17 protein-coding genes and 1 tRNA gene are annotated in these 21113 nt (G+C 58.1%); 12 read left to right on the top strand and 6 right to left on the bottom strand.

Going from position 1 to position 21113, the window contains the following annotated elements:
* The first annotated feature begins 31 nt into the window (after positions 1-31).
* Positions 32-565, top strand: a complete 534-nt coding sequence (locus tag K9U15_RS01670) for a R3H domain-containing nucleic acid-binding protein (protein WP_301155512.1) — start codon at positions 32-34, stop codon at positions 563-565.
* Positions 566-673: 108 nt separating this feature from the next.
* Positions 674-1327 (top strand): 16S rRNA (guanine(527)-N(7))-methyltransferase RsmG, encoded by a 654-nt coding sequence (gene rsmG / locus K9U15_RS01665; RefSeq protein ID WP_157007074.1) that lies wholly within the window; start codon positions 674-676, stop codon positions 1325-1327.
* Between the two features lie 70 nt (positions 1328-1397).
* Here rsmG and K9U15_RS01660 read toward each other — a convergent pair whose 3' ends face one another.
* Positions 1398-1799: an endonuclease domain-containing protein gene (locus K9U15_RS01660; RefSeq protein WP_301155511.1), complete on the bottom strand. Its 402-nt coding sequence runs from the start codon at positions 1797-1799 to the stop codon at positions 1398-1400.
* A 357-nt stretch (positions 1800-2156) separates the two neighbouring features.
* Between K9U15_RS01660 and K9U15_RS01655 the strand changes: the two genes are divergently transcribed.
* A complete protein-coding gene (locus K9U15_RS01655) occupies positions 2157-3038 on the top strand; it encodes a ParA family protein (protein ID WP_367316868.1) in 882 nt (293 codons plus the stop codon).
* Positions 3031-4092, top strand: coding sequence for a ParB/RepB/Spo0J family partition protein (locus K9U15_RS01650; protein ID WP_301155510.1), 1062 nt, complete (start codon positions 3031-3033; stop codon positions 4090-4092). The genes K9U15_RS01655 and K9U15_RS01650 overlap by 8 nt, the downstream gene beginning before the upstream one ends.
* Positions 4093-4185: 93 nt before the next feature.
* Here K9U15_RS01650 and rlmN read toward each other — a convergent pair whose 3' ends face one another.
* Positions 4186-5217: a 23S rRNA (adenine(2503)-C(2))-methyltransferase RlmN gene (rlmN, locus tag K9U15_RS01645; protein WP_301155509.1), complete on the bottom strand. Its 1032-nt coding sequence runs from the start codon at positions 5215-5217 to the stop codon at positions 4186-4188.
* A 99-nt stretch (positions 5218-5316) separates the two neighbouring features.
* Here rlmN and K9U15_RS01640 point away from each other — a divergent pair, with 99 nt between their 5' ends.
* A complete protein-coding gene (locus K9U15_RS01640; RefSeq protein WP_301155508.1) occupies positions 5317-6282 on the top strand; it encodes a D-alanine--D-alanine ligase in 966 nt (321 codons plus the stop codon).
* 141 nt (positions 6283-6423) lie between these two features.
* Here the strand turns inward: K9U15_RS01640 and K9U15_RS01635 are convergent, their stop codons facing one another.
* The gene (locus K9U15_RS01635; protein WP_301155507.1) at positions 6424-7065 is read right to left on the bottom strand and encodes a hypothetical protein; all 642 of its coding nucleotides are present in this window, start codon (positions 7063-7065) and stop codon (positions 6424-6426) included.
* A 143-nt stretch (positions 7066-7208) separates the two neighbouring features.
* On the opposite strand from K9U15_RS01635, the gene K9U15_RS01630 reads away from it, so the two are divergent.
* The 4 genes from K9U15_RS01630 (at position 7209) to K9U15_RS01615 (ending at position 15418) form a co-directional block, all read left to right on the top strand.
* Positions 7209-10304 (top strand): helicase C-terminal domain-containing protein, encoded by a 3096-nt coding sequence (locus K9U15_RS01630; protein WP_301155506.1) that lies wholly within the window; start codon positions 7209-7211, stop codon positions 10302-10304.
* Between the two features lie 112 nt (positions 10305-10416).
* Positions 10417-11724, top strand: a complete 1308-nt coding sequence (locus K9U15_RS01625) for a hypothetical protein (RefSeq protein WP_301155505.1) — start codon at positions 10417-10419, stop codon at positions 11722-11724.
* A 63-nt stretch (positions 11725-11787) separates the two neighbouring features.
* Complete coding sequence (locus K9U15_RS01620; RefSeq protein WP_301155504.1) at positions 11788-15120, top strand: aminopeptidase; 3333 nt, start codon at positions 11788-11790, stop codon at positions 15118-15120.
* Between the two features lie 145 nt (positions 15121-15265).
* Complete coding sequence (locus K9U15_RS01615; protein WP_015539288.1) at positions 15266-15418, top strand: DUF5679 domain-containing protein; 153 nt, start codon at positions 15266-15268, stop codon at positions 15416-15418.
* A gap of 378 nt (positions 15419-15796) precedes the next feature.
* On the opposite strand, the gene K9U15_RS01610 is transcribed toward K9U15_RS01615, so the two are convergent.
* From K9U15_RS01610 to K9U15_RS01600, 3 genes are all read right to left on the bottom strand, one after another.
* Positions 15797-15872 (bottom strand) — tRNA-Gly (locus tag K9U15_RS01610).
* A gap of 64 nt (positions 15873-15936) precedes the next feature.
* A complete protein-coding gene (locus K9U15_RS01605) occupies positions 15937-17331 on the bottom strand; it encodes a site-specific integrase (protein WP_301155503.1) in 1395 nt (464 codons plus the stop codon).
* Entirely contained in the window at positions 17300-17605 is a 306-nt protein-coding gene (locus K9U15_RS01600; protein WP_301155502.1) for a helix-turn-helix domain-containing protein, read from the bottom strand. The genes K9U15_RS01605 and K9U15_RS01600 overlap by 32 nt, the downstream gene beginning before the upstream one ends.
* Before the next feature lie 456 nt (positions 17606-18061).
* Here K9U15_RS01600 and K9U15_RS01595 point away from each other — a divergent pair, with 456 nt between their 5' ends.
* The 3 genes from K9U15_RS01595 (at position 18062) to K9U15_RS01585 (ending at position 20984) form a co-directional block, all read left to right on the top strand.
* The gene (locus tag K9U15_RS01595; RefSeq protein ID WP_301155501.1) at positions 18062-18379 is read left to right on the top strand and encodes a helix-turn-helix transcriptional regulator; all 318 of its coding nucleotides are present in this window, start codon (positions 18062-18064) and stop codon (positions 18377-18379) included.
* Positions 18380-18555: 176 nt separating this feature from the next.
* Complete coding sequence (locus K9U15_RS01590; protein ID WP_301155500.1) at positions 18556-19137, top strand: hypothetical protein; 582 nt, start codon at positions 18556-18558, stop codon at positions 19135-19137.
* Positions 19134-20984 (top strand): VirD4-like conjugal transfer protein, CD1115 family, encoded by a 1851-nt coding sequence (locus K9U15_RS01585; RefSeq protein WP_301155499.1) that lies wholly within the window; start codon positions 19134-19136, stop codon positions 20982-20984. The genes K9U15_RS01590 and K9U15_RS01585 overlap by 4 nt, the downstream gene beginning before the upstream one ends.
* Positions 20985-21113 lie beyond the last annotated feature (129 nt).

Below are 21113 nucleotides of genomic sequence, written 5' to 3'. Positions count from 1 at the left end.
TCATTTGGATTGCCTATTGAAGGAGTCTGCCATGGCTGATGAAATTGTCGAAGAGAAGCAGAGCGCTGGGGAAACTGTGGAGGAGCCGGTTGATCTGACCGACGAGGAGCTCGATCGCATTGCCGACACGGCCATTGCGGCGCTGCAGGATATCCTCAAGTACTTCAACGTCGGCGAAGTGACGATCGATGAGTACGAGGGCGATGAGGGTGAGCTTATTCTCGATATCACAGGTGACGATCTTGCGGTGCTTATCGGTCGCCATGGAAAAACGCTCGACGCCCTGCAATTCCTGGTATCTGCCATCACGGTGCGCACGATAGGGTATCGCTATCCGGTCGTTGTCGATATCGAGGGTTATAAGGGGCGTCAGCGTGAAAAGCTGGAATCCATTGCCCGTTCATCCGCCAACCGCGCAGCCAGCCAGAACCGTAGCATCAAGCTCCGTCCAATGACGCCTTACGAGCGACGTATCGTTCATATCACGCTTCGAGACGATGATCGCGTGGAAACCGCGTCAGAAGGTGAAGGAAGCGCCCGACACGTTGTGATCCTCCCTTGTTAATTGAAAGCCTCCCAATAGGAGGCTTTTTTATAGGCGATGTTTCACGTGAAACATTCTGCGTGATGGTACACTTGTGGTGAAAACTCGCCTCGTATCGAAGGATTGCCCATGCAGCACGAAGCACTCATCGATCTCTATTTGGAGAAGATCCTTGAAGCGAATGAAAAAACGAATCTCACGCGTATCTCATCGCTCGAAGAAGCGCGCAAACTTCATATAGAAGACTCGCTAGCCGGACTGGAGGAGTTGATGAAGGCTCCTGAAGGCTTGTACGGAGATCTTGGGAGCGGTGGCGGATTTCCCGGTGTTCCTCTGGCACTTGAATCAGGGAGGAAGACCGTTCTCGTAGATTCCGTTCAAAAGAAAATGGCTATTGTCGGTACAGTTCTTTCAGAGCTTGGGATAGCCGAGCAGGTGTCGACCTATGGTGGCCGTATCGAAGACCTGGCTCTCGAGCGCCCTCGCGCGTTCGCAGCGTTGACTGCACGCGCTCTTTCGAAGCTGTCGGTTCTCATGGAATTGGCAAGCCCGTTGCTTATAAGCGGCGGGCTGCTGATCTGTTATAAAGCAAACGTGCAAGACGAAGAATGGGAGCATGCTCTGTCGTTGCAAGAGAAACTTGGTATGCGCCTGTATTCTGACAGAACGCTCATGTTAAGCGATGGCGAAACTTCTCGAAGGATCATAACCTTCGAGAAATCAGGCCGCTCTAAGTTAAAGCTCCCCCGTCATGTCGGTTTTGCCCAAAAGAAGCCTCTTTAACCAAAGGATGTTTCACGTGAAACATTCGAGTGTTCGAACGACAACAAGCGATGATGTTTCACGTGAAACATCATCGCTTGTTTCGAACTTCTGAAAGAGGGATAGACGAAAGGTCATTCCTCCGGCGTTCGACTTCTCGGTGAATAGTCTCGCACACTCCTTCGAAATGGTCCCAAATATATGAGTTCGGGAAACGTAATTCCTTGATTCCTTCCATTTCCAAGTAAGTAGTTCGTATCTCGTCGTATTTTCGGTGGACCTCCTCGTAATGTTGGGATCCATCGAGCTCTATGCTTAACCTTACTTTTCTGCAATAGAAATCGACGATATAAGGACCGACGATAATTTGGTTCGAGAATCGAATGGGATATTCACGGAGGAAGCGAAACCAAAGTATCTTTTCCGCTTCGGTCATATTCTTTCTCATGTATCTGGCACGTTCAGCTAGGCGGGTACGCGCAGCACGCTTCATTGGCACCTTCTTAGGTTGATCGACGTTGTCATCCAGATCATAGCGCCGCAACCTTGCCGGAGAACCGTATTTTAACCGGCTCCCAGTTGCTTGGACCTTGCAGGAATACAACATGGCAGCCGGCTGAATCTTGCACCTATCAGACAGGGTTCTTACATGGATCTTGCAAGAACCCTGTCAATCCGCCGCTATTGTGTTTCACGTGAAACACAAACAAGGTATACTAGCTTCAATGCTCTTGAAAGGGGGCCTTTTGTGGGACTGTTCGATAGTCTGAAACGTGATAGAAAAGCAGCTGAGACTGTCAAATCAAATGAAGAACCCATCGTTATCGAGAATACGACGTACGGGGACGATATCATCATAGAGGATATCGAGGTAGTCGAACGTGAAGTTGTTCCCGAGGTGGAAAAGGATATACCCCTTAAACCTATCAAGTCTTTCAAGGACAAAGCGCCGGTAAAGCATGTGGTGGGCCAGACGAAGGTCATGGCGATCATCAACCAGAAAGGCGGCGTCGGGAAATCAACGACCGCGATCAACTTATCTGCTGCGCTCGGTGAAATGGGCAAGCAGGTGCTCTTGGTAGATCTCGACCCCCAGGGCAACTCTTCGAGCGGACTCGGTATCGAGAAAAGCCGTGTCGAGCATTGCGTTTACGATGTGCTTTTGAATGATGTAGCGGTAGAGGACGTTATCATTCCCGACGTATGCGAAGGTTTGGACGTTATTCCCGCCACTATCAACCTGGCCGGCGCGGAAGTCGAGCTGGTTGCCGAGATGGCTCGTGAGAACCGCCTGCGCGACTCGGTTGGCTCGTTGCGTGGTAAATACGATTATGTTTTCATTGACTGTCCCCCCTCGCTTGGCTTGCTTACCGTAAATGCCCTCGTGGCCGCTGACAAGCTTCTCATTCCTATCCAATGCGAGTTCTATGCACTGGAAGGTGTGACAAAACTCCTCGATTCGATGAAACGTGTCAAAACACGCCTTAATCCGTCATTGGATATCTTCGGTGTGTTGTTGACGATGTACGACGGCAGAACCACGCTTTCAAAGCAGGTTGTCGAAGAAGTGCGCAATTATTTCGGCAAAATTGTTTTCGATACGCTCATTCCGCGTACCGTTAAGCTTTCCGAGGCTCCAAGCTTCGGGCAACCGATAACACAGTACGATCCGTCTGGTAAAGGCGCCCAATCGTACGTTGATCTTGCAAAGGAGGTGATAAACCGTGGCTAAATCGACGAAAAGCGGATTGGGACGCGGTCTGAACTCATTGTTGGGTGGCTCTTACGAGGAAGCGGTTCCTCCGGAGCCGGCAAAACCGGCACCTCGGGTTGTTATCGAGGCAGAGGAGCTTGACGAGCCGATAAAGCGCGCGTTTTCGGCACCGGTATCTGCCGAGGCGCCAGCTCCCCCACTTGTGCCGCAGGATAAAGGCGTATCTGCAGATAATTTCATCAAGGACGAGGACCATGTGACCATTAAGAGCGTGGTGCAGCGCCGAACCGACGAAGTGCCGCTCGAATCAATATCGCCGAATCCCGATCAGCCACGAACGAACTTCAAGCAAGAGGAAATCGAGGAGCTTGCGACCTCTATCCAAAAAGACGGTCTACTGCAACCTATTCTCGTAAGGCCGGTCGGTTCTCATAAGTACCAGATCATCGCTGGAGAGCGTCGATGGCAGGCATGTCGTTCGATCGGCATGAAAACCGTTCCTATCCGCATCAAGGAAGCGGATGATGATATGGCGCTCGAGTTGGCTTTGGTGGAGAATATCCAGCGTTCGGATTTGAATCCCATCGAGGAGGCGTATGGTTACCGTCGAATGATGGAGCGACGCAACCTCACGCAGTCGGAAGTCGCCCAGGCAATGTCGAAAGGACGGTCGACGGTCGCCAATGCGCTGCGTCTTCTGGAATTGCCAGAAGAGGCCCAGCAATTGCTGTTCGAGGAGAAGATCACGGCAGGTCATGCGCGTGCAATCCTGTCCATCCCTTCGAAGGAAGGAAGACTGAAGCTAACCCAGAAGCTAGTGGAAGAAAAGCTGTCGGTGAGGGAAACGGAGGCAATTGCACGCCTGCTTGCCGGCAAGAAGAGCCCAGAATCGGCCCAAACGCGCCAACCGACGCCGAAATCGTTTAAGACCGTGGCGAAAGCGCTTAGGGATGTACTGCACACGAACGTCCGGGTGAAAACCGTGCAGGGTAAGAACAAGATAGAGATCGAGTTCAAGGACGAAGAGGAATTAGAGAAGCTGTTCGAGGAATTGATAGCATCGACTTCGTAATGTTTCACGTGAAACACTTCAGATTAGAAAAAAGAGCGCCCTTCCGAGGCGCTCTTTTTGTGCGATGAGATTGAAATGTTTCACGTGAAACACCTAGAGATGTTTCACAGCATTCTTCAGTTGGCCGCATGCGCCAGCGATATCGCTTCCACGCGAATGCCGTATGGTCGTCTCTATGCCGCTCTTATTGAGGGACAGGTACCATTGGTTCATTGTTTGGATCTTGCTTGGGGAAAACTCTGACTCTTCGATTTCGTTCAAAGGAATAAGGTTGACATGGCAGAGCAATCCCTCGCAAAACTCTATGAGTGCTTTCAGGTCGTTTTCGTTGTCGTTAACGCTGTTCATCATGGCATACTCAAGGGTGATGCGCCTATTCGTACGCTCGATGTATTTGAGGAGCGCCGTTTTAAGCTTGCCTAGCTCATAGTTTGCAACGCCCGGCATGATCTTGTCACGCGTACGCTGAATTGCCGCATGAAGCGACACTGCAAGGGTAAACTGTTCGGGTTCGGTGCCGAGGCGGTCGATACCGGAAAGGATACCGCAGGTGGAAAGCGTGATGTGTCGCGCTCCGATATTGAGGAGTCTCGCGTCGTTGAGAATACGCAGGGCGCTTAGCGTCTGCTCGTAATTGAGGAAGGGCTCCCCTTGTCCCATAGCCACCACATTGGATACACGTTTTCCCATACGCGTCTGCACAATCAAAACCTGCTCGACTATTTCTCCAGCCGAGAGATTGCGGGTGAAGCCCTCTTTGCCCGTAGCGCAGAAGGCACATCCCATGGCACAACCAGCTTGCGTTGAACAGCACACGGTGAGCCTGCCATCGGATGAAGGTATGGCAACTGTCTCTACCCGTGCCCCGTCATGGTAAGAAATTACATACTTTGCTGTTCCATCTTGTGAGATTTGAGAATCCACGACATTGGAAACGAAAAGGGGATAGTCGATGGAAAGTTGCTCACGCAAAGTTCGAGGAAGGTTCGTCATCTCGTCATAGCTGCTCGCATTATGCAAGTAAAGCCATTCGTAAAGCTGTTTTGCCCGAAAAGCCGGTTGACCGAGTTCCTTCATCAGCTGTTGAAGTTCTTCGAGCGAATATGTTTTGATGGGTTTTATCATGGCCGCATTATATCTCATCATAGTTGTTTGAAATGTTTCACGTGAAACATTGCTATACTCAGCAAGCTATTGGTTCTTCAACGAAAGAAGGTTCGTTTCATGGTTGCATGCGTTGACCCCCAGCATTGCCATGTTGCGCTGCTCGTTGGCGGCATCAGCGGTGAACGTGAAGTATCGCTTGCGTCGGGCGAAGGAGCACACCAGGCTTTAACGGAGGCAGGTTTTCGAGTGACGGTACTTGATCCTGCTGACAAAGAGGACCTGAAGAAGCTCATCGATGGCGGATTCGATGTGGCATTCATCTGTCTGCACGGCAAATACGGGGAAGATGGAACGTTGCAGGGAATGCTCGAGATGATTGGACTTCCATATATTGGTTCGGGCGTGTGGTCAAGTGCCCTTGCCATGGATAAGGTGAAATCAAAGGTCTTTTACCAAGCGGCCGGCATTCCAACACCCCCATCTGTCACATTGCGTTCTGCTAACCCTGCTGACATCGATATGATTGTAGACAGCTTGGGAGAGCACTGCGTAGTGAAACCTGCCACAGAGGGAAGCGCTTTGGGTGTTTTTATAGTCGATGAGCGAAAAGCACTTCAAGAGGCGATTGAGAAAGTTCGCGAGCTCGATAACGAGATCTTGATCGAGCGCTATATAAAAGGAAAAGAACTGACCGTGGCAGTAATTGGCAACGATATTCCGCGAGCTCTTCCGATTATCGAGATTGTTCCAGTAAACGACTTCTATGATTACGAGGCAAAATACAAGCCGGGCGCTTCGCAGCATCTTTGCCCGGCCCCTCTTTCGGAAGAAACGACGAAGAAGATTCAGGATATGGCCGTCAAAGCGCATAAGGCCCTCGCTTGTGCTGGCGTATCTCGGTCGGACTTCATTCTGGATGACGAGGGAAAGTGGTGGATACTCGAGACGAATACCATCCCGGGTATGACGGGTACTTCGCTGCTTCCTGACGCGGCCCGTGCTGATGGGATATCGTTTCCCGAACTGTGTAGGATGCTAATTGAATTCGCACTGGAGAAAAAACGATCAGTGCGGGTCGGCTGATATAAAGTCAATGTTTCACGTGAAACATTGACTTAAGGGGAAGAGTCAAAATAAAAATGATTGCCGATTGTTTCACGTGAAACAATCGGCAATTTCTCTAGCAAGCACCAAGGATGTTTCACGTGAAACATCTGGAGAGAGTTAAAATACTCCACATGTTTTCAGCCCGAACAGGGCAAGCGCAACTACAGCAAGTATGAATATCCAACTAACTATATAGCAGCCCTTGTTACCTTTGCGTCCTTGCTCGATAAGCTTCTCCGACATCTTGCGTCGGCCCTTCATGATCACCGTTCCCGGCTTCTTGGTTGGAAGAGGCACCGTTTTCGAAGGTGACCAAGTGCCGTTGCTATCAAGTATCTGTTTGATGCCCTGCTCGCCGAGGTCGACTTCGGGGCGGATTCCTTCCATCAAGCGCTGGGCGACGTTGCCTGCAAATGTCGTGAAAGCCTGCTCGTGCTCTGGTGAGAAGCAGAGAATGGCAACCTCGCCCCAGTACTCGCCTGGTTCCGGGCTGTCCGTGAAGGCAACGAAAGAGAGCAGCGCCTTGATCATCCAATTGCGGGCGTGAAGCACGCGGAGCCGTCTCGTTGTATCCGCATCGAGGAAGGCGACGCGGTGTCCGAAACGGTTTACTATCCAGGCTACGACCGTGCTTTCTTCGGTGACGAATTCCACATCGAAAAGGTCGCCGACAAGATTGTCGGCTCCAAGCAGTACCGCAGCGTCCTTTTTGGATGGTGTATCGAAGCGTGCGTAAAATCCAGTGTAGGTGGTTTCCATGGTATCCCCTCGAGCGGTTCAGGTGCAGGATGAAGTGTACCATGAATGTTTCACGTGAAACATTTCTGATGTTGGATGGGCTTTTACCCGGGCAAGGGCGTTTTGGTTTGTACGAACAGTTGAGAGATGGTAGGCTGATCGTTATGGAAAAGCACAGCGAGCAGGCGCATGGTATCCTGCAAACTTTTATAAGCGATGGGACGCCTTCAGCTATCGAGGCGCGTTACGCTTCGCTGCCGGCAATCGCCGCTGAAAGCGATTATGGGGATCTTGATCGCAATATAGTGGTCCTCGACACCGAGACGACCGGTTTCTCGTTCAATCACGACGAGCTGACGCAGATCGCCGCCGCCCGCATGGAGCAGGGGAGGATCGTTGACTGGTTCATCACGTTCGTGAACCCGGGGAAGCCTATTTCGGAGGATGTCGCCTATCTGACCGATATCCACGACGAGGACGTGGCGGATGCGCCACTTCCATCCGATGCCTTGTTTGATCTGGTAAAATTCGTGGGAGATGCGAAAATAGTCGCGCATAATGCCGAGTTCGACCGCACGTTCACCACCCGCCATCCCAGTGGTTACCCGCTGCTGGAGAACACGTGGATCGATTCGCTCGACCTTGCGCGCATCGCGCTTCCGCGTTTGAAATCGCATCGCCTGCTCGATTTGGTGAAGGCCTTCGGCGCGCCGCTCTCGACGCATCGGGCCGATGCCGATGTTGAGGCCACCTGCTCCATCTTCCGCATCCTCTTGGCGGCTGTCGGGGCGATGCCCGTGCCGCTCGTGCGCGAGATAGCGCGCATGGCGACGCCCGAGCAATGGCCGACCCAGGTCGTGTTCGATTATTTCGCCGGCAAAAGAGGCGATGATGATATCATATGCGCAGGTCAAACGAAAGAATTGGGAAAACCAGAATCCGAGGCAGCACGTCAGCGCTTCTCGCTGCGCGCCTTGCGCCGTGAGCGTGTGGCGAAGTTCGACCGCAAGCCGAAGACGGATGCCGATGCCATAGCAGCCGATCCCCTCCGCGATCTGGCATTCCCTTCTGACGAGGAGATCACCGCCGCCTTCGCCGCCGAAGGGTTGGTGGGAGGCCTCTATCGCAACTTCGAGCCGCGTGCCGAGCAACTGGCGATGGCCGAGGCCGTGCGCGCCGCCTTCGCCGCCTCCGAGAACCTCATAGTAGAGGCCGGTACGGGCGTGGGAAAGTCTATGGCCTATCTGGTTCCGGCAGCCTTGACGGCCCGCAAGAACAATATTGCCGTGGGTATTGCGACGAAGACCAATGCCCTGCTCGACCAGCTTGTCTACCATGAGCTGCCGGCGCTGGGCACCGCGCTTGCCGAAGCGGGGATCACCGGCGGAAACGCTCCGTGCGATAATGCTGATGCCCTTGGTGAAAGTCCTGAAGGGCTGACCTATGCCGCGCTCAAGGGATTCTCCCATTACCCGTGCCTGCGGAAGATCGACCGCTTGACCGTCGAAGGGCCCGGCACGCGCCTCGTTGCCGGCAAGGAGCAGTCGCAGGCTCCCGTGCTCGCCGCGCTGCTCTCGTACATCGAGCAGACCGAGTACGACGACATGGACGGCCTGAAGATCGATTACCGCCTGCTTCCTCGTTTCGCCATCACCACGACGAGCCACGACTGCCTGCGACGCAAGTGTCCCTATTTCGGCACGTCGTGTTTCGTCCACGGCGCCCGCCGCCGCGCCGAGAGCGCGGATATCGTGGTAACGAACCATAGCCTTCTGTTCTGCGATCTGGCTGCCGACGGGGGATTGCTGCCGCCGATCCGCTACTGGTTGGTCGACGAGGCTCACGGTGCCGAGGCCGAGGCTCGCCGCGCCTTCTCGCTGGCACTTTCGGCCGAGGATATCCTGCGCCTGACCACGCGCTTATCTGCCGACGAGGCGTCGCGCAATGTGTTCCTGCGCGCCGAGCGCCGTGTGATCGCGCCGGAGAAAGGGGAGGGCGCTGTGCTGTTCTACGCCCTCACCAGCAAGGCGCGCGCCGCCGGCAAGGCCTACGGCGAAGCAGCCCGGGAGTTCACCTCCCACTTGAAGGACCTGTTGTTCTTCGATGCGAACAAGCGCGGAAAGGCCTACGACTACGTGGAGCTTTGGCTCAACGACGACATCAGGAGCAGCGAGACGTTCTCTTACGTGGCGTCGCTCGGCCGCGTGATGGCCGATGCGGCCGAGAAGCTCGTCACCCCGTGCCAGGAACTGGTGGGATACCTGGAGGACGTTGATGGCGCCGCCGACGTGCAGCGTGAGATAGCCTCCCTCGCTATGGAGTTGAAAGACCAGATCAGGGCCGTCGAGCTAATTCTCGTGCAAGCGCCGGATGGCTACGCTTACGCGGCGTCGCTCTGCCGCAAGAACGACAAGGCCACCGACAAGCTGGAGGCCCTGCTGCTCAATGTGGGCGAAGCGATGAACGAGACGCTGTACGCCCGCACCCATTCCGTGGTGTTCGCCAGCGCCACGCTGGCGGTGGACGAGAAATTTGACGCCTTCGAGGCGGCCCTGGGCTTGAACACCGGCGAACTGTCGCACTGCCGCGCTTGCAAGCTGGATTCGAGCTACGACTTCGACGCGCATATGACGGTGTACGTGGCCTCGGACATGCCCGAACCGAACGACCCTGCCTACCTGGAGCGTTTGCAGGGGTTGCTCGTGGACGTGCACCGCGCGCAGCAGGGGTCGATGCTCACGCTGTTCACGAACCGCCGCGAGATGGAACGTTGCTTCGACGTGGTGCAGCCGGCGATCAAGTCCGACGACCTGCGCCTCGTCTGCCAGAAGTGGGGCGTGTCGGTCAAAGGCCTGCGGGACGATTTCCTCGCGGACGAGCACTTGTCGCTGTTCGCGCTCAAGAGCTTCTGGGAAGGATTCGACGCACCGGGCGCCACGCTCAAGGGCGTCGTCATTCCGAAGCTGCCGTTCGCGAAGCCCACGGACCCGCTCTCATGCGAGCGTGCTGCACGCGACGACCAGGCATGGAGGCGTTACGTGCTGCCTCAGGCCGTGCTGGAGACGAAGCAGGCGGCCGGCCGCCTCATCCGCAAGGCGGACGATCGCGGCGTGCTCATCCTGGCGGACAAGCGCCTGGTGACGAAGGGCTATGGCAAGGCGTTCCTGAACTCGTTGCCCAGCCGCACCATCAAGGTGTGCACGTGTGCCGAGATCGTGGCGGAGCTCGCAGCGGCCGCTGACGACGAGTCGCCCGCCTGACGGCCGGCGGTTCCCGCGGAGCCGATGCATGGGTAAGCGAAACGACAAACTGGGACGGGCCGCCCACATCAAGCGACATACCGTGGGCACGTCGAACGAGATATCGTTCAGCGTGCTCGACGCCGCTAAAAACGAGCTGGAGGGGGACGTCGGGAAGGATGCCGCCGCGCGCCCTTCCCGGTTCGGTCATGTGTCTCTGTTCACCTTGCCGCTACGTCGGAAGAAGAGCATCGCCACCCCCACAAAAGAGCGCGGTCTGCTGCTCTCGAGCGGTGAATTCGCCTCGGCGGAGAACCCGACCCCAGCTTCTTCTTTGGGAACGGTAGACGTCGGCTCTCCCAAATCCGATGTTGGGGGTCCGACTACGGTGCCAACAGGAGCGCCGCGCAAGACGGCCGCTGCCGGCTCCGCGGCGCCGGCGGGATCCGCCGCATCTGCCCTGCCCGCTCGCTCGAAGGTTCGTTCTCCCGAGGAAGAGATAGCCCTCCGCAAGGCCCGGCGCCGCCTTCATCGCATGTTGGCGGCTACCCTCGTGGTGGTGGTGGGTCTGTGCCTTGCGGGCGCGGGCGGTTGGTACCTTTACCAGGATCATCAACGGCATTTGCATCAGGTGGCCCAACTCGACGAGGCGCTCGATCTCATCAGGGAGGCTGACGAGACGGTGGTGGCACTGGACGGGATCGTGGCGAATCCGCTCGATGCCGGCTCCTTGGCCCAAGCCGACAGCGTGCTCGCAAAGCTCCCCGCTGCGCTCGCACAGCTTGAGGAGGCCGATGCTGCCGCGCGCCGCGTGTCGGTTGACCTGCGCGAGTCCGAGGACAAGGAGGCGGCGAACCAGACCGTTGCGGCCACAGGTGCGCGTACCGCGCTGATCGAGAGCGGCCGGCAGATCGTCGAGCAGGCGCAGCGGGCGGACGAGGCGGCGCGCGCCGTGAGGGAGGCATGGCAGAGGGTCGTCGAGGCCGATGCCCTCGCCCGCGATGCCGCCGCCTTGGTGGCCGATACCACCGCAGAGCATGTGACGGCCTCCAAGGATAAGACCAATGCGGCCGTCGGAGCCTTCGCAGATGCCCAGGCGGCGCTCGAAGCGCTTGACTCCGCGTATGCGGACGTCGATCTGGCGGGCCCGCTCGACTACGTGGCAAAGCGAATCGAGGCCATGGGTTACGCGCTGGCGTCCGATGACGCGTTCCTGGCGAAAAACAAGGAGGAGGCCGTCGCCCAGAACGATGCCTACAACCGTGCGGACGCCGAGGCCGCGACGCTGGCCGCAAGCCTTCCCGACGATGTGGCGCAGCTGGTTTTCGATGCCTACGATCAGGCAACCGGCACGCTTTTCGAGACGTATTCAACGGCTCGTTCACAAGCTGGAGCAGCGGATGCGTTTCTTCGTGATTATTTGGGAACCACCAGCAAATAGCGTATACTAACAGCATATATGCCTAGCAGGATGTCACAAGTTCGTGAGCGAAAGGCAAAGGGTATGCCGGAAATTCTAGACCACGTTGCATATTTGTCGCAGCAAATAGGCCCGCGTCCTGCCGGAACGGAAGAAGAGCAGCAGGCTGCGCTGTACATAACCGAGCAGATGCAGAAGGAAGCTGGCCTGTCGGCCGTCATCGAGGATTTCAGCGGTGCCGGAAGCGCCGACGCCCCCCGCGCGATCTGCTGTGGGGCCACTTTGGTCGTGGCCGTGCTGGCACTGTTCCTTTCCGTCATGGTTATCCCTGCTCTTATCGTGTCCCTGATTGCCTTGTTGCTGTTGGTTGTCGAAGTGCTCGACCGACCGGTGTTGTCAAAGGCATTCGCGCGGGGGGTCAGCCAGAATGTCGTTGCGAAATACGAGCCCGGCTACACGTCCGAGGCAGGCGGCTCGCGGCGCCGCAAGATCATTCTCGTGGCCCGTTACGACAGCGGCAAGGTGCGCTCCGAGTTGAAGCAGCCCTTCCTTTCGGCGCTGCCCGTGCTCCGTTGGGTGAACCTCGGCGCCATGGCGGCCGTCCCGTTGCTGCTTGTTTTGCGGGCGACGCTCTTCCTCCATGCTGCCGGCACCACCGAGATAGTGCTCAACGTGCTCATGGCCATCGTGCTCGTACTCGTGGCGCTGCCGGTTCTTGAAGCGCTTGCACACAAGTTTGCGGCCTATAACGAGGCGGCGAACTGCAACGCCTCAGGCGTCTCCGTGCTGCTTGACGTGGCGCGTCGGGTGGGCCGCGGGCGGGTGAGCGAGGCCGAGCTGGCCGCGCGCGCCGAAGGGGCTGCCATCCATGGCGAGGAGGCTGCTCGTGCAGCCGGCCTCGTGCCCGAGGGAGTGGAGATCGTCTATGCGGCTTCCAACGTGAAACCTCCCGAGCTTGCTCCCCAAAGCGAGGCCGCCCGCCTGGCGGCCGCTAAGGCCGCCGTTGCCGCGCTCACGGGCAAGCCGGTAAGCGGACGCCTGTCCACCGACTTGGCCGAGAATCTTGTCCAGGTGAAGGAGCCCCCGCTGCCGAGTCCGACCGACGTGGACTTCCAGTCGCAGCGCGGCGAGACCCGCGAGGCGTTCACCACCATTCCTGCCGAGACGGTGCAGGCGGCGCTTGCGAACGCAGAGGCTGCTGCTTTGAACGGGGCCGAAGCAGCCGCAGCAGCTGCCGCGGGTATCCCGACATCCTTCCCGCCTGCTCCCGCACCGGCTGCCGAGCCCGTTTCCAGCGACGGGGTGCCTGATTGGTTCAAGAAAGCTCAGGAGAAGGCTAAGAAACCCGTCGACAACAAGCAGGTGCACCGCTCACGCTATGCCGATGCCCTTGATGCTGCCCTCGGTGACAACGCGGAAGGTCCCGCCGAGGAACCTCCTGCGCCGCCGTCCGACATGGAGGTGCGCCTTCAGAGTATGCGCGAAGGCATCATGGAGGTCAAAGCACCGCAAGCGAACCGCTCGGATGAATCTCCGGCGGGCGGGCAAACGGAAACCTTCGCGAACGCCGTCGCCGTCGCGATGGACGGCGTCGCTCCCGAAACGGTTCCTGCGCAGGCTTCGGCGACCATGCCGGAGGTGCGCTTCGAATCTCATGACGGTGCGGATGCCCCTGATACGGGTGCTACGTGCGCTATGCCGCCCATCGATGTGAGCGAGCTGCGCCTTGGCGACGTGCCGCCCATGGGAGATGTGCCCATGCCCTCGTTCCTCGATCCGGCGAAGGCTCAGGCCGAGAAGCTCGAGGAGCGCGGCGAGGTGAACCGCACCGCGAATCGCGTCGACGTGACCGCCGCGCCAATCGGCGACAGCGGCCGTATCGAGCTCCAGTCGGCGCAGGGCGCCCCTTCGGTGCAGCCTGCTGGTGCACCCGTACCTGTGTCCCCTGAAGGCGGCGAAGCTGCTCCTGCTTCGCAACGTCGTCCCATCGTCCTGCCCGACATTGGCGTGGCGGCTGCCAACTTAACGCCCATCACCGAGCTGCCCAAGCAGCGTGCCCCGCTCGCCGAGGCCGAGACGTCCGGCAAGAGTGCGGCCAAGAGCCTTCTCACCATGCTGCCGTCCATCGAGCCCGTATCGGATACCGCCATCCCTGCAGTCGGCGATGCTCCTGCGGTGCCGGCTCCCCAGCGACCCGACCTGCGCGCAGCGCTTCCCTCGTTGTCCGGTGCCATCGCGCGACCCGACGAGGCTGCCGTCAGCACAGCCGGCGCATTCGTCCCGGCCGGCGCCACCGGGGCGTTCGCCCCGGTAGGCGATGAGTTGCTCGAGAACGTCGATCCCGACGACATCTACGTGGATGATGCCGACGATTCCGCCTATGAGGGCGAGTATACCGAAACGGGTGCCTTCGCAGGTACCGGTTACGTGGAAATGCCGAAGTCGCGCGCGCATCGCTTCCTCGACAAGCTGCGTTTCCGCAAGCGCAAGGAAGAAGAGGAGCCCACGCCTCAAGAATGGCTCGAAGTGGACGAAACGTTCGATGCCCGTACCGCCGGCGCAGCGCGCGGCGGTTGGGAGAGTTTCCGCGAAGAGCAAAGTGCCGCCCCGGACTACTACGAGGAGACGTACGAGGACGATGCCTACGTCGACGACGGGGAAGAGGACTCTTACCTGGCTCCCTTGGTGGGGAAGAGCCCCGAGGACACGTTCGCGGGCGTCACGAGCGCCTCTCCCGCCGCTGGTTTTGCCGATGACGATTTCTCGCTCGACGATGTGGACGAGTACGAGGATGACGCGTTCCGCTCCGATGCCGGTCGACGCTGGAACGGCGGTGGATTCTCGCGCCTGCGCATGGGCCGTGCCAACGACGTGACGCCCGAGGAGCTGAACCCCGAGGACGACCTGCGGGCCGCCCATCCGGACGACCCGGCGACACCTCCCGAACTCAAGGAGATATACCAGTTCCGCAACCCCGACATCAATACCGAGGTGTGGTTCGTCGCGTTGGGCTCCGAGCTGGCGCAGCACGGCGGCATGCATGCGTTCCTCGCCGAGCACAACCAGGATCTGCGTGGTTCCATCATCATCGATATCGACGCGTTGGGTGCGGGCGAGCTCTGCATGATCGAGCGCGAAGGAATGTATCGCAAGGCCAAAGCCTCCTCCCGCATGAAGCGCTACACGAAGAAGGCATCGCAGGCTACCGGCCTGTCAATTGGCGCCGCGTCTATCATGTGGGAGGACAGTGCGGCTTCGATTGCAATCAAGCAGGGCTTCCAAGCTATGCACCTCGCCGGCATGAACGGTGCGAAACCGGCGTTCTTCGCGCAAGGGGACGATGTTCTCGAGAACATCGACGAGGAGACGTTGAACAACAATGCGGAATTCGTTATGGAGTTGTTGAAGAATATATAAAGGCGCGCCGGCATCCCCGGTGCGCCTGCATCGCGGTACCGTATAATGGCGGCCGTGTGTTGCTCGTAAGATTTCTTGAATCTCGCGCGTTCTCACGCGGGCGCTGCGCCCGATTCAACAAAGAACAGAAAGGTGTTTGGAAGCCATGGCTATTGAAGCGTATTGCGTGAAGTGCAAGGCCAAGAAGATCATGCAGGACCCCGTCGAGGGCACGACGAAGAACGGCAAGCCCATCACGAAGGGCAAATGCCCCGACTGCGGCACCACCATCTGCCGTATCGGCGCCGCGAAGAAGTAGCTCCGGCTCATCCAAATCCTTGGACGTGCCACGGCCCCCGAACAGAAGCGCGGGGGCCGTGGTGTATTCTGACCGGCTCGCGTCCATGGATGTTTCACGTGAAACATTTTCCGTCTGCGTGCTGCTAGTATTTGCGCTATAATCTGTCATCATGCGGGTGTCGCCAAGTGGTAAGGCCCAAGCTTCCCAAGCTGTTGCACTACCGTGTGCAATTTTTCTCGAAAAGCCTTTCTGACCTCGCAACATTTAATAGACATCTTTCATTTTACCAAGCGCACGGGATGAAAGACGGGAAAAATCGTTCCATTTTCATTTGGGTTCAAAATCAATGCTGAACGCACGAGCGCCGTCTTCACGACGGCGCTCGATCTGTTTCTATGGAGCGGGCGACGGGACTCGAACCCGCGAAATCCTGGCTTGGGAAGCCAGTGCCTTACCACTTGGCGACGCCCGCTTGTGCCGTCAAATTATACGCCACTTGGGTAAACCCAAAAACCCAAATCGGCAAAATCACAAGACTAGATCGCGGCCTTCAAGAGGTTCATATATCTCGTTCCGATACCAAGGCCCGTATTCGGTACATAACCGGCATACAGGTCGAGAGTATAGGAAGGGCTTGCATGGCCCATGAGGACTGAAACAGTCTTGATATTCTCCCCGTTGGCGAGGTTGAGCGTCGCGTAGGTGTGTCTAAGCGCATACGGTCTGATGCCGCTAAAACCATTCTCGTCCATGAACTTATCCCACAGTTTCTTCCACGTGTTATACGCATGAGGGTGAACCGTGTCCGACATGAGCGGCATCTTGAGGGTCGGAGTGAAGCCAAGGTCTTCCATCATCTGGCTCTTCATCGCGATCCATGCCTTACCGGTATCTGCAAGCAGATCATCTATCGGTATAGTGCGTCTTCCTGCATCTGTCTTCGGGTAATCAACAATGACGATTCCACCGCGCGGAACGGCACCCGTGATACGAATGGCAGACTCTTCTTCCCCAAAGAGGAAGCTGCCCGATATGACGGCCTGCATCTCTTCGGGACGGGCGCCAATACCCAATAACACCAATAGGCTTAACTTGAACCAGCTTAGCGGCAGCTTCATAACCGCTTCAAGAAAGCGAGCAGCCTCGTCTTCCATAAGTGGGTCGATGAGGGGCTTGCTCGACTTGAAAACTCGGCTCAAGAATCGCGCATGCGCAGGGTTCTTGGGAACATGGTCTTTCTCGAAAGCGTAGTTGTAGAGCTCACGCAGGAACTTGAGGATCTTAGCTTGGGTGTCTGACCCTGCCACACGTATCTCTTTGAAGGGCTGGATGAGCGTTTTCTTCTCCTGCGCCCACTTCGCCGTTTTGCGATTCGCTTCCTGGCTCTTCCGCCGCTCCTCGGCCCACTTACGTGAAAGACGTGGCACCTCGATCAGGCATCCTTCTATGTCATCGGAAGTGACCTTGAAGAGGATTATGCCGCCGATAGTTGCTCGAATATAACGTAGATAGTTGAGCTCGTTTTTTGTTGTCTCGGACGAAACGGAGCCATGGCTACGAACCTCAACATACCGTTCCGCATAGTCAATAAGCGGTGCCGTGCAATAGCCGTCCTCATTGACAGGAAGCGCGGGTGCTTCTTTGCCAGCAGCTTCCAGAGACTTCTCATAAGCATCTTTCGCGGAATCAAGGTCTGCGTTCTTCTCGTCCTCAAACGCTCTCACTTCGCCTTGAAGCTCTCGCCGATTCAGAACGAACACTCGCTTGGTGAACTTCGTTTTCCCTTCGAGGTAAACCTGATAGTCTTTCGGTACTCGAATCGTGAGTTCATAGAGCGTCGTTCGGGAGTCCCTTCTTGCTACACGGGGTTTCCCTTTCTTCTTGCGAACATCATCAAGGTTATACGGTTTGTCGCATGTGAGTATCTGCATAGGCATCGCCTTCCTTCTCGCGGCGATCCTTGTAGAGATAGTTCAAGAGCCCGAGCTTCGGGATGAGCCAACGGATGCCGATGCGGCATCCCTGCATCTCTCCCTTGTTCAGCAGCTTGCGAATCTCCTGACCCGTCGTGCCGGTGAAAGCCGCCACGTTGTCAGGGGTCATCATGTAGGGGTACTGCTCAAGCATGAACAGGTAGAGCCCGTCCGGGTCGGCCGCCTTGAGCCGTGCCTCGTCTATCTCCATCTCGCCATAGGTTTCCTTCATAGTCGCCTCCTCTCGAAAGTGAGGCGGCCAGCGTTGCTGACCGCGATGATGGGGTGTTTGGATAAAAGCCACAACGATGCGAAAGCCCCAAGCGCATGCTTGCGCAGAGCGCGCAGTTGTGGCGCAACTCGAAATGAGTGTTCGATGCGGTTATCAAGGTTCGTTCGTCGAGGTGTCCGTTTCGCCAGTGGCGAGAACGCACCTACAACGCGATGAACAACCTAGCTGCTTGAATGTGGCGAAGGTGGAAGTGGTATCAGAATGGGAACTTTTAGCCCCAGCCGCATAATGCACGCGCCCTGGCGAAGCGCGCCGTATGGGAACTGTTCCCAATTTGGGAATACATCTTCCTTATTCGGTCAGATATGGATGCAAGCGCTTCGACTTTGCCTAGTCTGGTGTAGTGCTCGATTCGAGCACGTGGAAAAGTCGAACCGATGGCAGGCGATTAAGAGGATGGATCACGCGAAGCTGGTCGTCATAAGGATGGAGGAGGCGCGGGACTCGCGCGGCATCAGTGTCGCCGAGCTCGCGCGTCGCGCATCTATCGACCGCAAGCGCCTGTGGTACATCCTCGACGGCCAGCGTCAGATGAGGGCGGACGAGTTCGTTAGGCTCTGCGCCGTCATGGGCCTGGATATGGGCTTCTTCCTCACCAACGACATGAAGGAAGAGCTCGCCTATCGCCGCCAGAAGGTTATCGAGGACTACGGGACGGGCCTGTGCGGCCTCGTTCCCCAAAGGAGGAAAGGAGAAGAGTGCTGCGTTCGCTAGGTACACAGAGCGCCGACAACGCATGCAAGGCCGTGCTCGCTAGCGCGGCCTCTCTTCGTGCTGCCTCCAACCTCTCCATCGCGCAATCGCCACTCCCACAGCCAATCGGAAGCAACCACTTGATTCGATAGCTGCGCGGGGAGGCCTCTTCCCGCCTTTGGGAAGGAGCCTTAAACATGGCGAGCGATTACGGCGACGAAGCCGGAAGCAAGATGATAGACGACTTCATGCGCTTCGCGGAGCGCATGGGGGAACGTGCGATGTACACCCGCGCGGCCCAGATGCAGAAGGCGTTCCAGAACGCCACCCGCTCTGCACAGGAGATCGCCGGTGTCGGCTCTGACGAGCACGAGCAGCCCGAGTGGGCGAAGCTCGACATGCAGGAGTTCCAGGGAATAGGAGACTACGACGGAATCAAGGGGATCATCGAGGACAGGCTCGCCGCGCACAGCGTCAGCTCGGCATGGTTCCCCGACCCGGAGACCGGCAAGGAATACCTCCTGTTCCGCATCGCGGACGCGAAGGAAGTGTGGCAGTCGTTCGACGAGCTCTCGCGTGAGACCGACGACGCCTGCGCCAAGGCTGCCGAGAAGATCAGAGAGCAGCACGAGAAGGAGCCTTCTCGCGACCGCGACGACCGCACGCTCGACGAGCGTGCCGAGGACGCGCGAGAGGCATCGGCGGCCCTTGAGGCCGAGAGGTCCACCACCAAGGCTCTTACGAAAGAACCTCGCTTCCAGGAGATGCGGGCGAAGTGACAGCGGTAGGCATCATCTGGGCGGCGGCCCTCTCGGTCATATCCTTTCTCGCTGCGAACGCATACACCGCCTGCCTGCTGTCGCTTCCCGGCAACCCCATCTCCAACCTCACCGCAGCGTTTTCCCATCTTCCCTCCTATCTCATAGGCCACGGCCCCCTCTCGCTCGAGGCTGCCGCGCTCGCGACGGGGCTTGTGGCCGCCTGTTCTGTCTGGTGCGCTTGGGCATGGTCCCTCACCCACGGGACCGCCCAGCGCCAAGGCGAAGAGCACGGATCCGCCCGCTGGGGCACCGTGCGAGGCGGCCGTAGATTCATGAACACCGAGGATGCCTTCGACAACATCATCCTCACGGAGCACTTCGGGATGGCTATGAGCCGACCCGATCACGACCGCAGGTACGAGCGCAACCGAAACGTGCTCGTCGTGGGCGGCTCCGGCTCCGGCAAGACGCGCGGGTTCTTCGAGCCCAACGTCATGCAGATGTCGGCGAACTACCTCATCACCGACCCCAAGGGAGAGTCGCTTCCGCGCCTAGGCCACATGCTCGATGCGGAGGGCTACAGGGTGCTCTCCTTCAACACCGTGGACTTCTCGAAGTCCCTCCACTACAACCCCATCGCGTACATCCAGGACGAGGCGGACATCCTTGAGTTCGTCACCTGCCTCATCGACAACACGACGGGCGACAAGGAGCACGCGGGCGATCCCTTCTGGGAGAACGCCGAGCGGCTGCTCTACGTGGCGCTCATCGGATACCTCGTCTATCACTGCCCGCCCGAGGACCGGTCTCTGTCGGGGCTCGTGACGCTGCTCTCTCTCGCGAAGGCCAAAGAGTCCGACGAGGACTACAGAAGCCCGCTCGACCTCCTCTTCGAGGAAGTGGAGACGGGCATGCGCTACGTGAAGGCGCGCGACGGGCAAGAGGAGCCCTTCGACCCCACGCGCCGCGTGTCGTACCGACCCGATGCGGGGGCGCACAGATGGATGCGCGTGTCCGAGCCGACCCCCGTGGACGCCGACTTCTGCCTTCTGCACTACAAGATGTTCAAGGACGCTGCGGGCAAGACCCTGAAATCAATCCTCGTGTCCTGCAACACGCGCATGGAGCCCTTCGCCATACCGCAGGTGCGCGAGCTCGTGAGCTATGACGAGATGGAGCTGGACCGCCTCGGCGACGAGGGCGAGCGCCGCGCCATCTTCGCCGTCATGTCGGACACCTCATCGCTCTACTCGTTCCTCTTCGCCATCATGATGTGGCAGACCATGAACATCCTCTGCAAGCGCGCCATCAAGCGCTACGGCGGGGCGCTCCCCACGCCCGTGGTGATGCTCATGGACGAGTTCGCCAACATCGGCCGCCTCCCCGACGTGGAGAAGATGGTGGCCGTGGTGCGAAGCCGCAACATCTCGATGGCCTTCGGGCTCCAATCCCTCTCCCAGCTCAAGAGCGCCTACAAGGACGACGCGGCCACGATCATCGACTGCTGCGACACGACGCTGTTTCTGGGCGGCAAGTCCACCGACACGGTGAAGGAGATAGCCGAGTCGATCGGCAAGGAGACCGTCGCCACGATCACCTGGAACGAGAGCCGTGGGCAGTCCGCCTCATCGACGCGCAACTGGAACACCATCGAGCGCGACCTCATGCAGCCCGCCGAGGTGGCGAAGCTGCCGCGCGACGAGGCCATCGTGCTCATAGCGGGCACGGACCCCCTCAAGGACAAGAAGTACGACATCACCGCCCACCCCAGGTGGCACTCGGTCTACCCGGGGCACGAGGGCGCGGCGTTCGACCGTTCCTTCGACTTCGCAGAGTACGCAGAAAGGAGGATGCAGAAGAGGTGATGGTGCGGCGGCCGCACCCTACGGTGCCGAGGTTCGCCCTCCGGGCTTCCCAACCCGAAGCGCGTTGGCCGCCGCGATGCAAAGGAGACGGGGTGCGACCCGTCCCCGGCAAAGATTCTAAACGATAGC

The organism is Gordonibacter sp. RACS_AR68, assembly GCF_030418485.1.
GTDB classification, from domain to species: domain Bacteria; phylum Actinomycetota; class Coriobacteriia; order Coriobacteriales; family Eggerthellaceae; genus Gordonibacter; species Gordonibacter urolithinfaciens.
Note: the sequence above shows the minus strand (reverse complement) of the source record. Positions and strands in the feature narration are given on the sequence as shown.